This window comes from Pseudomonas sp. Irchel 3F3, from assembly GCF_900187545.1.
GTDB lineage: Bacteria > Pseudomonadota > Gammaproteobacteria > Pseudomonadales > Pseudomonadaceae > Aquipseudomonas > Aquipseudomonas fortuita.
On sequence record NZ_FYDS01000021.1, the window covers coordinates 1 to 15,445 of the forward strand.

At 60.4% G+C, this 15,445-nt stretch carries 8 protein-coding genes, 1 rRNA gene and 1 pseudogene (1 of these 10 cut by a window edge); 4 read left to right on the forward strand and 6 right to left on the reverse strand.

Going from position 1 to position 15,445, the window contains the following annotated elements; translation table 11 throughout:
* The first annotated feature begins 186 nt into the window (after positions 1-186).
* A 5S ribosomal RNA gene (gene rrf, locus CKW35_RS27325) occupies positions 187-302 on the forward strand.
* Positions 303-368: 66 nt separating this feature from the next.
* On the opposite strand, the gene CKW35_RS27330 is transcribed toward rrf, so the two are convergent.
* The 4 genes from CKW35_RS27330 to CKW35_RS27345 all read right to left on the reverse strand — a co-directional run bounded on the left by CKW35_RS27330 (position 369) and on the right by CKW35_RS27345 (position 5,215).
* Entirely contained in the window at positions 369-2,783 is a 2,415-nt protein-coding gene (locus CKW35_RS27330) for a TonB-dependent siderophore receptor (protein ID WP_177434972.1), read from the reverse strand.
* 165 nt (positions 2,784-2,948) lie between these two features.
* Positions 2,949-3,905 (reverse strand): FecR domain-containing protein, encoded by a 957-nt coding sequence (locus CKW35_RS27335; RefSeq protein ID WP_016484314.1) that lies wholly within the window; start codon positions 3,903-3,905, stop codon positions 2,949-2,951.
* 4 nt (positions 3,906-3,909) lie between these two features.
* Positions 3,910-4,413, reverse strand: coding sequence for a sigma-70 family RNA polymerase sigma factor (locus CKW35_RS27340; RefSeq protein WP_016484315.1), 504 nt, complete (start codon positions 4,411-4,413; stop codon positions 3,910-3,912).
* Positions 4,414-4,525: 112 nt separating this feature from the next.
* Positions 4,526-5,215: a GntR family transcriptional regulator gene (locus CKW35_RS27345; RefSeq protein WP_016484316.1), complete on the reverse strand. Its 690-nt coding sequence runs from the start codon at positions 5,213-5,215 to the stop codon at positions 4,526-4,528.
* 205 nt (positions 5,216-5,420) lie between these two features.
* Between CKW35_RS27345 and lapG the strand changes: the two genes are divergently transcribed.
* Together lapG and lapD are read left to right on the forward strand one after the other, a co-directional pair.
* Positions 5,421-6,182, forward strand: a complete 762-nt coding sequence (gene lapG, locus CKW35_RS27350) for a cysteine protease LapG (protein WP_172455968.1) — start codon at positions 5,421-5,423, stop codon at positions 6,180-6,182.
* Positions 6,183-6,192: 10 nt separating this feature from the next.
* Complete coding sequence (gene lapD, locus CKW35_RS27355; protein ID WP_095117307.1) at positions 6,193-8,139, forward strand: cyclic di-GMP receptor LapD; 1,947 nt, start codon at positions 6,193-6,195, stop codon at positions 8,137-8,139.
* Between the two features lie 184 nt (positions 8,140-8,323).
* Here lapD and CKW35_RS27360 read toward each other — a convergent pair whose 3' ends face one another.
* Positions 8,324-9,700: an HlyD family type I secretion periplasmic adaptor subunit gene (locus CKW35_RS27360; RefSeq protein WP_016484319.1), complete on the reverse strand. Its 1,377-nt coding sequence runs from the start codon at positions 9,698-9,700 to the stop codon at positions 8,324-8,326.
* Positions 9,690-11,846, reverse strand: a complete 2,157-nt coding sequence (locus tag CKW35_RS27365; protein ID WP_016484320.1) for a type I secretion system permease/ATPase — start codon at positions 11,844-11,846, stop codon at positions 9,690-9,692. Before CKW35_RS27365 ends, CKW35_RS27360 begins: the two co-directional genes overlap by 11 nt.
* A 992-nt stretch (positions 11,847-12,838) precedes the next feature.
* Between CKW35_RS27365 and CKW35_RS29010 the strand changes: the two are divergent.
* Positions 12,839-15,445 (forward strand): annotated as a pseudogene (locus CKW35_RS29010) (retention module-containing protein) (its annotated part continues 3,114 nt past the right edge of the window); the annotation flags it as partial.

Consider the following 15,445-nt stretch of genomic DNA (forward strand, 5'->3'; position numbering starts at 1 on the left):
CCGAACTCAGCAGTGAAACGATGCATCGCCGATGGTAGTGTGGGGTTTCCCCATGTGAGAGTAGGTCATCGTCAAGATTCATTTCGCAAAACCCCTATCTGCGCATGCAGGTAGGGGTTTTGTCTTTAAGTAGGAACTACAGAGATTCGCAGGCACGTCCGAGTGACGGGCCAGCACACAGAATTTCTTGACGACCATAGAGCATTGGAACCACCTGATCCCATCCCGAACTCAGCAGTGAAACGATGCATCGCCGATGGTAGTGTGGGGTTTCCCCATGTGAGAGTAGGTCATCGTCAAGATTCAAACCCAAAGCCCCTGTCTGCAATGCAGACGGGGGCTTTGTCTTTTCTGGGTAGTTGTATCGGTCAGAACTGATAGCTGACCGTGGCGCTCACATTGCGTTCCTCACCCATGTAGCAGTAGTTCAGGCTGGCACATGAGGTGATGTAGCTTTCATTGGTAAGGTTGTTGGCGTTAAGGCGCACATCCACGCCCCTGAGCCCAACCTTGCCCAGGTCATAGCCGAGCGAAGCGTCTAACACAGTGTAGGAAGGCACCTTCATGCTGTTTTCCGCATCTACCCAGCTGTAGCCCACATATCGCACGCCACCGCCCAGCCTCAGGCCATCCAGAGGCCCTTGGTGGAAGTTGTAGTCAGCCCAAAGCGAGAACATCTGTTTCGGTGCCTGGGTTGGCGAATTGCCCTTGTTGTCCAGGCTGGCCGACGTCAGGCTCGGCATCGACCGGGAATATTCGATATCGGTGAAGGTGTAGCCGCCTAGCAGTTTGAGGCTGTCGGTCACCTGCACATGTGCCTCCAGCTCCAGCCCTTGGGAACGTACTTCACCTACCGGGCGATAGAAATTCTCGTCAGGCTGCTTCGAAGCCAGGTTTTCCTGCTCGATGCGGAACACCGATGCGGTGAACAGGTTGTCGCTGCCCGGAGGCTGATACTTGATGCCGGCTTCCCATTGAGTGCCTTCGGTCGGTGCCAGGGGGCGGCCTTCCTGGTCGGACACGGTATTGGGATTGAACGACTCCGAGTAGCTGACATAGGGCGCAATGCCGTTCTCGAACAGGTAGAGCACCCCGGCCCGAGTAGTAAATTTGGTGCGTTGATCGTTGACCTTGGTGTCGCTGTCGCGATTCTCCTCGGACACCTTCACCCAGTCCTGACGAAGCCCCAAGGAGAAGCGCCACTGGTCCAGCTCCACCAGATCCTGCAGATACGCACCTGTTTGCTGCAAGCGCCGCTGGTAGCGGTTTTCGCCCAGGACCTCAAGGTTGCCATTGCCATACTGCGGGTTAGCTGCGTCCAGCGGGTCGACCGTGCCATAACGCCATGCGACGTCGGCTTTGCGCCGCTGGTAGTCGGCGCCCAGCAGCAGGGTATGTTTGGCAGCTCCAGTGAAGAATTCCGCCTGCAGCATATTGTCGATGATGTACGAATGCAGGCGCTCGTCGCCGCCGGTATAGGCGCGGTTGAGGATGTTGCTGTCGGCATCCGTCCAGCCGGCTGAGTACACCTGGTCCATGGAGACGTCGGAATCCTGGTAACGGAAGTTCTGCCGCGCGGTGAACACATCATTGAAGCGGTGCTCGAACTGGTAGCTGAACGACTGCTGGGTACGTTCGTAATTGTCGATGCCCGGCTCGCCCTCGAAGAAGTGGTCTGACAAGCGCAAGCCGTTGCGTTTGTGCAGCATGCCGTCTGCAGGGTTACCGCCATGGTACCCGCCGTTAGGGTCGTGCTGGAGGTAAGCCTGCAATGTGAGCGAGGTGTCTTCGGTAAAGTCGACGCTGATGGCCGGGGCGATGGTGTAGCGTTCTTCCTTGTTGTGGTCGAACTGGGTATCGGATGCATCCGCCAGGCCTGTCAGGCGATAAGCAATGCGCTTGTCATCATCTACAGGGCCACTGAAATCGAAACCCATGCCACGCTGGCCTTGGGTGCCAACCGTGGCCTGAACCTGATGGTAGGGAGTAAACAGCGGCTTCTTGGTGGTCAGGGCGACCAGGCCCCCCGGCGAGCTTCGCCCATACAGTACCGAAGATGGGCCCGTGAGAATGTCGATGCGCTCCAGGAAGTACGGGTCTACCTGCATGGTGCTGTAGGTGCCGTTGTCGCCCATCGACTTGAGGCCATCGACGTAGATGTTATCCACAGAGCCGTCGTTGAAGCCGCGCATCGCGACATAGTCATAGCGATGGGTGGCACCGTAAGGATTGGTCATCACCCCAGGCGTGTAGCGCATGGCCTGGGCAACGGTCTGTGAGCCCTGGTCGTCCATCTGCTGGCGAGTAACGACCGAGACGGATTGGGACGTCTCCACCAACGGTGTGCTCGTCTTGGTCGCCACTTGGCTGTGCGTGGCGTTGTAACCCTCCATGCTGCCGAGCGCATTACCGAGGGTGAAGCCACGGATATCGGTGTCCGGCAATGACAGGGCGGTGTCCTGGGGCTGTACCTGCAGCACATAGCTACGTCCATCCTGGCTGACGGCTTCCAGGCCGCTGCCATTGAGCATTTGGCGCAGTGCTTGATCGGTAGCGTACTGCCCCTGAAGGCCGTCAGACCGCAGGCCATCTGTGAGCTGAGGTGTACTCGACAGGGTTATGCCGGCCTGGCGGGCAAACTGATTGAGAACGTCGGCCAGTTGACCGGCCGGGATTGCATAGTGATGACTCACTTGAGCTGTTGCAGCCGCTGCGCAAAGTTGCGGAGCAAATGCCAAGCCCAATGCAGTACCAAACAGAGCCGCCCGGACAGCGTGGCGCAAGCGTGCTGATTGCAGGACAGGTCGATAATCATTCAAGTTGGAAGTGTCGGTTACCACCGGGTTGATAGGCATGCAGGGTCCGTTGAAGAGTTGAGGGCAGAAGGTGTCGCTTACTGTCCTAGCCGGACCGCGATTGAAAACCCGCCATAAATCAACAAGGCGTTGTCAGGTCATGCTCTCTACACGTACCCACCAGCGTGTACGGTGACGAAGCCTAACGGGCAGTGTCTGTGGCAGCAGCTGGAGCAAACGTTCCGGATCTTCGAGGCGGAACACCCCCGACAGGCGCAGATCGGCGATCTCGTCGCTGCAGCCCAGGTAACCATGGCGATAACGGCTGACCTGCGCGAGGAAGTCGGACAGGCGCATGTCCTGGGTAACGATCAGCCCTTCAGTCCAGGCCATCGCATCCATGTTCAGGTGCGCGAGCGGGTGCGCCCCCTCAGCATCCAGCCGCCAGTTCTGGCCGCTTTCAATCCACAGCAATTGACCATTGCCAGGTCGGTGGATCGCCACTTTGCCGTGGCTGACGCTGACACGTGTGCAGTCGTTGTCCTGATAGGCTACAAAGCGTCCTTCGAACCCTTCCAGCAGCGCATCGCGAGTTTGTACCAGTACGGGATGCCGGGCGTTGCAGGTAATCATCAGCTCTCCCTGCTTCAGGCGGACCATACGCTGCTGCTCATTGAAGGCCAGGTCCACAGCACTGCGGGTATTGAGTTGCAGCAGTGAGCCACCAGGCAAGGTAAAGACGCGTCGCTCACCGGTGCCGGTGGCATAGTCCGACGCCCACGCACTGATGGCATCGAGGTCCTTGGCCAGCCATGCCGCCGACCCAGCCATGACAACGCCGCCAAGCAGCTTCAGCGCTTGCCGGCGGTGCAGGCGCTGCTGGCTGGTTTCCAGGGTCTGCAACGCCAGCCCTGCACCCGGGATCGAGCGCAGGTCAAGGTCCTGATGCAGGTGCACTACCCGTTGCCAGGCTTGCTCATGTTCGTGGTGGGCACTGCGCCATTGCGCGCACTGTTGCTGCAAGGTCGGCTCATGCCCGCTCTCACGCAGACGCAGCATCCACTGGATGGCCTGCTTGACCGCTTTTGCATCAGGGCGTGCGGCACTCATTGGCTCAACACTCGTCTTCATAGCGCAGCACATAGCAATGGTAGAGCGCATCAGCGATGTAACGCTCCACCGTACGCACTGAGATCCCCATCTGCTCGGCAATGGCCTGATGCTTCAGCCCCTCGCATTGGGCCAGGAGGAAGGCGCGACGTACCTTGGGTTTGAGGCCGTCGAGCATGCGCGCAATACGTTCAAGCAACTCCAGCAGCAGCTCGCGGGTTTCGGCTGATGGAGACTGTGCTTCCGGCACATGGGCCAATGCCTCCAGGTAGGCCCGGTGCAGCTCCTCGCGGCGCCAGTGATCGATGATCAGCCCACGGGCTACCGTGCGCAAGAAGGCCCTAGGGGTGTTTAGCTGCAGGTGTTCGCGGCGTTGCAGCAAGCGGACGAAGGTGTCATGGGCCAGGTCTGCGGCATCGGCGGCATTGCCCAGCTTGCTGCGTAGCCAGGCGTGTAACCAACCGTGGTGGTCACTGTAGAGCGTTTGCACGGAGTCATTGCTGGGCATAGGGGGAGGGTGCTGGCATCAATGGACATGAATGATAATTAGTCTCATTGTTGGCGCGGCGAGCTGAATTTGCAACCCATCTGCTCGCCCCGCACATAAGGCCAGTTACGGGCTAACGCCCTCGCTGGGTATCAAGATAGTTGCGGATCACCAAAGCCCCGCTATTGAGGTGCCGTTCCAGCACCGCTACCGCCTCGTCCACCAGCTTGTCGCTGGCGGCATCTACCAGTGCGTTGTGATCGTCCTGGGTCAGCTTGCCCAAGCCCATGGAAGAAAGATGAAAACGCAGGAAGCGTTCTTCTTCGTTCAGTTCGTCCTCGATCAGGCGCAACAGCTTCCTGTTCGACGCCTTGCTGTACAACGTCATATGGAGCAAGCGATTCAGTCGGCCGATTTCGGCGTGGCGGGTTTCGTTCTCCAGTTGCTGGATATAGCCACGTGCGCTGGCGATGTCGCTGGCATCCAGCAGCGGGATAGACTGGCGCAGCGCTTCGCTCTCCAGCAGAACACGCAGGGCATAGGTATCCACCGCATCCTCGCCGATCAGCGGCGCAACCACCGCACCTTTGTGCATCTCCACTTTCAGCAGCGATTGCGCTTCAAGCTGGCGCAGGGCTTCGCGCACAGGCATGCGGCTGACACCAAACAAGGTGGCGAGCTCTTGTTGTCGCACGGCGGTGCCAGGGGGCAGGCGGCCATCGAGGATGGCGCTACGCAGGCGTTCTTCGATCACGGCACGGGCCTGGTGCGGCGACAGCTGCTCGCTGACCAGCACATTGCTCAATTTGATTTTTTCGGCCACGCGACGTCTGCCTCAACGATGACTAAAGTTGGATCCAATGACACTAGTAACAGCTTGGGGGAGTTGTCAAACCAAGGCCCGGATTGGAACGGGCGCCCCAAAAGCGCGGCTATGGTGGATGAAGTCACGTGCCAAAGGAAGCAGGCTATAGAAGGATATAAACAGAAAGTGTAGGCGGGCTGACAGGCGGATGCATGATTGCAGGGTGCCATTGTTTTTTGCGGTAGCAAGCCGCACCATCGCTGCTTTCGACTGGCCTGAACAGGGCTTGGCAGTGGCGATATCCTGGATGTTCAAAACCGTTGTGCGACGTGTCGGCTTTGCCGCGCTGCTGGGCAGTCTGCTGCTGGGCGGCTTGCACGCGGATTGGGATTTCTCCCAGATCAGCCGCAAGTCGCAGGCCCTGTATGGCCCTCTGGGTGCCGGGCAGGGCCGTATCGATGCGTGGCAGAACCTGATGGCCACGCAGAAGCAGGGTACTGAGCTTGAGCGGCTGCAAGTGGTCAACCGTTTCTTCAACCAGCAATTGCGCTATGTAGAGGACATCGACCTGTGGCACGAGGTCGACTACTGGGCGACACCGGTGCAGGCACTGATCAAAGGTGCCGGGGACTGCGAGGACTACGCCATCGCCAAATATTTCAGCCTGCGGCGCATGGGTATACCCAGCGAAAAACTCCGCATCACCTACGTCAAGGCGTTGCGGCAGAACCGGGCACACATGGTCCTGACTTATTATTCGAACCCACAGGCCCAGCCCTTGGTGCTCGATAGCCTGATGGATGCCATCAAGCCGGCAAGCCAACGTACCGACCTGCTGCCGGTTTACGCTTTCAATGGCGAAGGCTTGTGGCTGACGGGCGCAACAGGCAACAAGAAGGTCGGCGATACCAAGCGGCTGTCACGCTGGCAGGATTTGCTGAAGAAAATGCAGGCCGAAGGGTTCCCGGCCGAGCCGGTTTACTGAAGGAGCACAGATGTCACTGTTCAAACAATTGCTGTTGGCCATTTGCCTGTTCCTGGTAGTCGCCTTCAGTGGCAGTTTCATGGTCAGCCTGGAAAGCTCACGCAGCCAGTACGTCAACCAGCTGCGGTCGCACGCCCAAGATGCAGCGACCGCGCTGGCGTTATCGCTGACGCCGAATATCGACGACCCGGCGATGGTCGAGCTGATGGTCAGCTCGATCTTCGACAGTGGTTACTATGCGAGCATCAAGGTCGTCGATCTGGGCTCCAATGCCGTGCTGGTGGAGCGCCACGCGGAGCCGGACCCTGGCGGCGTACCTGCCTGGTTCGTGCACCTGATTGGCCTTGAGGCCGCTGGTGGCGACGCCATCGTCAGCCGTGGCTGGCAACAGGCCGCGCGGGTAGAGGTGATCAGCCACCCCATGTTTGCCATTGCCAAACTCTGGCAAAGCGCCTTGGGCAGCTTGGGCTGGTTGCTGCTGTGCGGAGCGGCCAGCGCCGTGCTCGGCGCCTTGCTGCTGCGCCGCCAGTTGCGGCCTCTGGACTATATGGTCGAGCAATCCCACGCCATTGCGCGTCGTGAATTCCTCAGCCTGCCTGAGTTGCCGCGCACACCGGAGCTGCGCCGTGTGGTGCAGGCGATGAACCAGATGGTCGAGAAGCTCAAGGCGCTGTTCACCGAGCAGGCCGAGCGCAGCGAACGGCTGCGTGCGGAGTCCTACCAGGACAGCCTGACCGGGCTATCGAACCGCCGCTATTTCGAAATGCAGTTGAACACCCGGGTAAGCAACCTGGAAGACGCGCGCGCCGGCTACCTGCTGTTACTGCGTGTCCAAGGGCTGGCGGGGCTGAACGCACGCCTTGGCGGCCAGCGTACCGACCAGTTGCTGCAGGCCGTGGGTGAGCAGTTGCGCCGCACCTGTGCCAGCTTCCCGGAAACCAACGACCTGATTTCCCGCAGCCGCGGTGGCGAGTTTGCCGTACTGGCGCCGGGCATGGTGCATGAAGAAGCGGTGAACCTTGCCCAGGCCTTGGAGGCAACGCTGCAGAGACTGCACGAAACGGGCGCCAGTGATATCGACCCGGTGGCTTGTATTGGCCTCGCGCCGTTCAGCCCAGGCGATTCTCCACAGGCTTTGCTGAAGCTCGCCGATGAGGCTTTGGCCCGTGCCGAAAACCAGCCAACGCCAGGGTGGGTATGCCTTGAACAAGGCGTGGCTGCAGTTGCTGCCGATAGCCAGCACGCCTGGCACGAGCGTCTCGATCAGGCGTTCAGCAATGGGCATTTCGAGCTGTTCTTCCAGCCGGTGGTGGATTGCGCTTCGGTGCAACGGGTACTGCACCACAAGGTGATTTCACGCTTGCAGGATGGTCAGGGCGAGGCATTGCCGGCGGGCCGCTTCCTGCCCTGGCTGGAGCGCTTTGGCTGGATGCCGCGACTGGACGTGCTGGTGCTGGGGAAAGTATTGACGCACCTGCGTGGGCATGACCAGGTGCTGGCGCTGAACCTGTCCGCCGCTACATTGGCCGACCCCAAGGCCCTGCACCGCATCTTTGAACTGCTGGGCCAGAATGCGGCGCTCGGCCCGCGGCTGGTTTTTGAAATTGGCGAGGAACAGTTGCCTGAGCAGGCAGCCTTGGAACAACTCACCCGGCGCCTGCACGGGTTGGGCTTCGGGCTAGCGTTGCAGCGCTTTGGCGGGCGCTTCAGCATGATCGGCAACCTGGCCCACCTGGGCCTGGCGTACCTGAAGATTGACGGTAGCTACATTCGCAACATCGACCATGAGCAGCACAAGCGGCTGTTCATCGAGGCGATCCAGCGTGCGGCGCACAGCATCGACCTACCGCTGATTGCTGAGCGGGTCGAGACAGACGGTGAGCGGCGGGTGTTGCAGGAGATGGGGGTAGGCGGCATTCAGGGGCAACTGGTAGGTGAACCTGCGCCCTGGCGCTGATCACACTTGGCCACCGACAACCCAGCAGATACGACGCTGCCCGTGGCACCAGCGCCGTACCTGTGGGAGCGGGTTTACCCGCGAACACGGGCGAAGCCCGTGCCATCCATCGCGTTGCCTGCTTCGCGGGTAAACCCGCTCCTACAGGTGTTGCGTTGACCGTGGGGCATTCATATCTCGTCTGTCAGCGCTCGCGCAGCGCCTCCGAACGCGCCTTCATGATCGGCTTGAGCAAGTAGCTCATGATGGTCTTCTTGCCGGTCATGATATCCACCGTCGCCACCATCCCCGGAATGATCAGCAGCGGCTTCTCGTCGGTTCCCAGGTGGCTGCGGTCGGTGCGCAGCTTGATCAGGTAGTAGGTGGTCTTTTTGTCTTCGTCGGTGATGGTGTCGGCGCCGATCTGCTCCAGCTTGGCCTTGAGCCCACCGTAGATGGTGTAGTCGTAGGCCGTGAACTTGACGGTTGCCTCCTGGCCAGGGTGCAGGAAGGCGATGTCCTTGGGCAGGATCTTCGCTTCGATGACCAGCGTGTCGTCCAGTGGTACCACCTCGATGATATCGCTGCCAGGCTGGATCACCCCACCAATGGTGTTGACCAGCATCTGCTTGACGATACCGCGTACAGGCGAAGTGACCATGGTGCGGTGCACCCGATCGTCCAGTGCCTTGCTGGTGGCCGTGGCCTTGTTCAGCTCGGTGCGTGCTTCGTTCAGCTGGGTCAGCGCTTCACTGCGGAATTTGCCTCGGGTTTCCTCGATCTTGCTTTGCACCTCGCGGATGGCCGCCTCGGCACGGGGGATGGCCAGCGCGGTGGAGTCCAGCTGCCCACGGTTCTCCACTTCGGCGCGGCGCAGGCGCAGCACTTCGACCTGGGAGATTGCGCCGGTTGCCACCAGCGGTTCGGACATACCGATTTCTTTGCGCAGCAACTCAAGGCTGTTGGCGTACTGGGCGCGTTTGGAGCTGTACTCACGCAGCTCTTGCTGGCGCTGGACCAGCTGCTGCTGCAGGCCGCCAATTTCGTCCTGCAGTTGCTGGCGCCGGCTCTGGTACAGCGACTCTTCACTGGCTGCCTGGCTTGGTGCCGCTTTGCGCAGTTCTTCGTCGATCTTCAGCGGGCGGTCCTCTACCTCGGCACTCAGGCGTTCGACCCGCAGAGCCATGGACTGTCGGTCAGCTTCGGTTTCACCAACGTTGGAGGCGAAGCGGGTTTCATCCAGACGCAGCAATGGCTGGCCGACTTCAACGATTTGCCCTTCCTTGGCGAAGATTTCGGCGACGATACCGCCCTCCAGGTTCTGAATCTTCTGCACTTTGGAAGACGGAATGGCCTTGCCTTCGCCCCGCGTGACCTCGTCGATGGGGGCGACGCTGGCCCACACGATCAAGAACACGAAGAACAGGATCACGCCCCAGATGGTCAGCCGCACAACCCGCGGCGCATCTTCGATCAGGGCCTTGTTGACCTCTGGCAGCGGCTGCCCGCCCAGTGAATCGGAACCTTTGAAGTAGCGCCGCAGGCCATCCTTGAATTGCCCAATATCCAGCTTATGCAACACTGATCTGCCCCTTCTTCAGCGCATCCATGACCGCGGCTTTCGGGCCGTCGGCGACAATCTGCCCGCGATCGATCACGATCAGCCGGTCCACCAGCGACAGCAGGGAGGCGCGGTGCGTGACCAACAGCACCGTCTTGCCTTCCACCACCGCTTGCAGGCGCTGCTTGAGGCGCTCTTCGCCGGTGTTGTCCATGGCACTGGTGGGCTCGTCCAGCAACAGGATCTGCGGGTTGAGCAGCAGCGCACGGCCCAGGGCGACGTTCTGCCGCTGGCCGCCGGACAGGTTCTGCCCGCGCTCACCCACTTGCAGTTCGTAACCGTCCGGGTGCAAGCGGGCGAATTCATGCACACCTGCCAGCTCGGCGGCCTGCAGGATCAGCTCGTCCTCGATGTAGCGGGCACCGCTGACCAGGTTGTCGCGCAGGGTGCCGGCCAGCAGCTGGATGTCCTGCGGTACATAGCCGATGTTGTGGCGCAGTTCGCTGACGTCGATTTGGCGAATGTCCACGCCATCGACCAGCAGCGAGCCGCCATCGGCCTCATACAGACCGACGATGAGCTTGGCCAGCGAGCTCTTGCCCGAACCACTGCGCCCGATGATGCCGACCTTCTCGCCGGGGCGGATGGTCAGGTTGATGTTTTTCAGCGCCATGTTCTGCTGGTTCGGGTAGGTGAAATCGACCCCGCGGAACTCGACACTGCCCTGCAGTACCTTACGGCTCAGTGGGCGCTCCTCGAAGTTGCGCTCTTGCGGCAGTTCCATCATGTGGTCGGTGGCAACCATGGTTACCTTGGCCTGCTGGTAGCGGGCGAGCAAACCGTTGAGCTGGCCCAGCGGGCCGAGGGCACGGCCGCTGAGCATGTAGCACGCCACCAGGCCGCCCATGCTCAGGTTGCCGTCGATGATCAGGTACACGCCGACGCAGATCATCGCCACGCCAGCCAGCTGCTGGATCAGCAGGGTGATGTTCATCGCCAGGCTCGACAGCACCTTCACGCGCAGTTCCAGGCGGCTGAGGGTGCCGAGGGTCTGCTCCCACATGTACTGGCGTTCGCTTTCGGCGTTGTTGACCTTTACCGCATCCAGGCCGGCGAGGGTCTCGATCAGGCTGGACTGGCGCTCGGAGGCCAGGGCCATGGTCCGTTCCATGGTCGCCATCAGCGGCCGTTGCAAGGCATAGCCGATGCCCAGGGCCAGCGGGAAGGCAATGATCGGGATCCACACCAAGTGCCCGCCAATGATGGCGATGACGATCAGGATAAGGACGGTGAACGGCAGGTCGATAAGGCTGGTCAGGGTCAGTGAGGCGAGGAAGTCGCGTAGGCCCTGGAACTCGTGAATGTTCTGGGCAAAGCTGCCGACCCTGGCCGGGCGGTACTTCATCGACATGCCGACGATGCGCTCGAACAGCGTCGCCGAGATGATCAGGTCGGTCTTCTTGCCGGCCAGGTCCAGGCACAAGCCGCGCAGGCCCTTGAGGATCAGGTCGAAGATGTAGGCGCCGGCGATACCGATGGCCAGCACCCAGAGCGTTGACGTTGCCTGGTTGGGCACTACACGGTCGTACACGTTCATCACGAACAGCGGCGCGGCCAGGGCGATCAGGTTGATCACCAGGCTGGCGGCGATGGCGTCGATATACAGCCACTTGCTGCGCAGCAGGGTATCGCGGAACCACGACTTTGCCCGCGGGATGAGGTTGCCGTGGTTGACGTCGAACTTGTGCTGCGGCTGGGCAAAGAACACCCGGCCGCTATAGTCGCTTTGCAGGGCTTCGCGGCTTACATGCACCTCGCCGCCATCGCTCTCGCTGAGCAACAGGCGCGCGGTGTCTTCGTTCTCCCAGCCCAGCAGGACGGCACTGCGGCCTTCCTTTAGCAGCAGCATCGCAGGCATGGCGATGCTCGGGATTTGTTCCAGCTTGCGCTGCAACAGGCGCCCTTGCAGACCGGCCCGGGCGGCGGCGCGGGGCAGCAGCTCGGGGCTCAGGCGCTGGGCGGGTAGCGGCAGCCCGGTGGTCAGCATGACCCGACTGGCGGGTTTCTGGTGCAGGACACACAGGCTCAGCAGGCTATCCAGCAAGGGATCGTCATGCTGACTGCGTGGATCATGGTTGAGTTGGACTCGACTGACTTCAGATTCCACGCGGCGCTCTCTTCATCCTTGTGGTGGGTGGGGTGGCTGTGCCGGCATTAAGGTCGGGCCGGCTCGCCCTGGCGTTCAATGGTACTGCCAAGCGGTGTAGGTGAGGCCTACAAGGCCCTTTGGCTGAGCAGACGGCCAATGGTCGCCTCGAATCGATACTGAGTAAACAATTGTACGTCGTTCATTGCTACCAGGCTGCTCCTGAGCAAGGGTGTTTCATTTTTGATCCAGTGTGCATGCAGGCTGAAGCATTTTCAGCAGCATAGACTGCCCGCGGGGCGAGTGAGAATTGCCGTCGGTGATCGATCTTTTTCGTCGTCAGTAAATGGGCGCTGATTTGTTGACGGTCTTATAGGTGCCGATCGTTAAAATTCATCGGCGTAAGTCTGTTTGCACGCTCGGTTCTGGTTCAGAAATCGTCAATGGTTTGCCATCATCGCCGTGTGGTTATCTGCGCAATCGTTCTCTATCCCTTTGATCTGCGATGAAGTGTTGTTGCACGTCACGCGCTCAGCGGCTGGTGTTGGCTCGTGCGGCTATACAATCCCCTGGTTTTGCGGGTTTTGATGCCCCTGCCCGTCGGGTCTAAGGCAAGGTTTGTGCTTGTCTAAACGCGGCAGCCCGGGCGCTTTTAAATTGACGTCTGCAGGCTTGACGGTTGCTGAAGGGGGGGATTGTCAGCAGCATGAAATACCGACTCAGGGTGTAATAAATGTTGCCGAAAATAGCGTTGAGCGCGCTTTCGATGATGTACGACATTTGTTCTGAATGAACCGTTGGCTAAGGTACAAATATCAATGTGACATTACATTGCCGATTGTTTAGGATGGCCTGTATAAGGTCAATAGTTTGGCATTTAAGTAATTCCAAATAGTTATAGACGAAAAATTGACGAAAAAAAGCGTCAATAGATCATCGACATAGTTCCGCCTGAAGTGGCTGCGAGTGCCGCTCTGGCAGGGAAGTACCCATAGGGTCACACGGAGAGTCCAATGAGCAGCGTTGTAGCCATCGTCAAAAGCATTGTCGGCCAGGTTATTGCGGTATCCCCAGAGGGTATTCGCCGTGTGCTCATCGAAGGGGACCGCCTGTTGGCAGGTGAGGAAGTACTCACTGGCCCGGGTGGCGCAGTTACTCTTGAGCTGGCCGATGGCCGTCTGCTTGACCTTGGCCGTGACAGCCAGTGGAGTGCCGATGCGCCCGACAGCAGCACCGACCTGAGCCAGGCGACCGCACAGGCCGCACCGTCGGTGGAAGAACTGCAACAGGCGATCGCTGCAGGTGTCGACCCGACTACCGAGCTTGAGGCCACCGCAGCCGGCCCGTCCGCAGCGGGCGGCGGCGCGCTGGGCGGTGGTCACAGCTTTGTGATGCTGGAGGAAACCGCGGGCCGGGTAGACGCTACCGTCGGGTTCCCGACGCAAGGGCTGGGCTTTGCTGGCGCGCTCGATAGTGAAGAAGTTGGCTTGCTGGATACCACCAGCAACAACCAGGTGACTACGCCGACGACAGACACCAACGTTGCTACCGACCTTATTCTTGGCGCCACTCCTTCCATCAGCGAAGCGGGTGGCGTAATCGTCTATACCGCCACGGTTGGCCAAGCGCCGACCACCAACCTGATCGTCACCCTGTCTAACGGTGCCGTTATCGTCATCCCGGCCGGGCAGACCAGCGGCAGCGTCAATGTCGTGGTTCCGGCAAATGACACGCCGTATATCGACGGTGGCCAGATCTCGGCAACTGTAACGGGTACCACCGGTGGCAACGGCCTGACGGTGACTGTGCCGCAAGCGCCGGCGGTTACCCAGGTTACCGATACCATCGACACCACCACTGCGACACTGACGGCGAATCCGTCGGTGACCGAGGGCGGTGTGATTACCTACACCGTGACCCTGAGCAACCCTGCCCAGACGCCGGTAACCGTTACTCTGTCCAATGGCCAGACCATCACTGTTGAGGCGGGCAAGACCCAGGGCAGCGTCGACTTCCAGACGCCGGCGAACGACGTCTACAACAACGGTTCGACTGTAAGCACAACCATAACCGGCGCTTCCGGTGGCAACTTCGAGCAGCTGACCCCGAATCCGACCCCGGCGCAGACCACGATCAACGATTCGGTCGACAACACCACTGCGACCCTGACCGCTTCGCCAAGCGTCACTGAAGGTGGCGTAATCACCTACACCGTGACCCTGAGCAACCCTGCCCAGACGCCAGTGACTGTGACCCTGTCCAACGGCCAGACCATCACTGTTGAAGCGGGCAAGACCCAAGGCAGCGTTGACTTCCAGACCCCGGCGAACGACGTCTACAACAACGGCTCGACCGTCAGCACAACTATTACTGGCGCTACCGGTGGTAACTTCGAACAGCTGACCCCGAATCCGACCCCGGCGCAGACCACGATCAACGATTCGGTCGACACTACCACTGCGACCCTGACCGCTTCGCCAAGCGTCACTGAAGGTGGCGTGATCACCTACACCGTGACCCTGAGCAACCCTGCCCAGACGCCAGTGACTGTGACCCTGTCCAACGGCCAGACCATCACCGTTGAGGCGGGCAAGACCCAGGGCAGCGTCGACTTCCAGACGCCGGCGAACGACGTTTACAACAACGGATCAACTGTAAGCGCCACCATAACGGCGCTACCGGCGGTAACTTCGAACAGCTGACCCCGAATCCGACCCCGGCGCAGACCACGATCAACGATTCGGTCGACACCACCACTGCGACCCTGACCGCTTCGCCAAGCGTCACTGAAGGTGGCGTGATCACCTACACCGTGACCCTGAGCAACCCTGCCCAGACGCCAGTGACTGTGACCCTGTCCAACGGCCAGACCATCACCGTTGAGGCGGGCAAGACCCAGGGCAGCGTCGACTTCCAGACGCCGGCGAACGACGTTTACAACAACGGATCAACTGTCAGCGTCACCATAAACGCCACTCGGCGGTAACTTCGAACAGCTGACCCCGAATCCGACCCCGGCGCAGACCACGATCAACGATTCGGTCGACACCACCACTGCGACCCTGACCGCTTCGCCAAGCGTCACTGAAGGTGGCGTGATCACCTACACCGTGACCCTGAGCAACCCTGCCCAGACGCCGGTAACCGTGACCCTGTCCAATGGCCAGACCATCACCGTTGAAGCCGGCAAAACCCAGGGCAGCGTTGATTTCCAGACCCCGGCGAACGACGTCTACAACAACGGTTCGACTGTAAGCACAACCATAACCGGCGCTTCCGGTGGCAACTTCGAGCAGCTGACGCCGAATCCGACCCCGGCGCAGACCACGATCAACGATTCGGTCGACACCACCACTGCGACCCTGACCGCTTCGCCAAGCGTCACTGAAGGTGGCGTGATCACCTACACCGTGACCCTGAGCAACCCTGCCCAGACGCCGGTAACCGTGACCCTGTCCAATGGCCAGACCATCACCGTTGAAGCCGGCAAAACCCAGGGCAGCGTTGATTTCCAGACCCCGGCGAACGACGTCTACAACAACGGTTCGACTGTAAGCACAACCATAACCGGCGCTTCCGGTGGCAACTTCGAGCAGCTGACGCCGAATCCGACCCCGGCT

Excerpts from the sequence above, each read along its gene's own strand:
- CKW35_RS27335 (WP_016484314.1), bottom strand. The coding sequence starts at position 3,905 with ATGAGTGCCGCACGCCCTGATGCAAAAGCGGTCAAGCAGGCCATCCAG.
- CKW35_RS27340 (WP_016484315.1), bottom strand. The coding sequence starts at position 4,413 with ATGCCCAGCAATGACTCCGTGCAAACGCTCTACAGTGACCACCACGGT.
- lapD (WP_095117307.1), top strand. The coding sequence starts at position 6,193 with ATGTCACTGTTCAAACAATTGCTGTTGGCCATTTGCCTGTTCCTGGTA.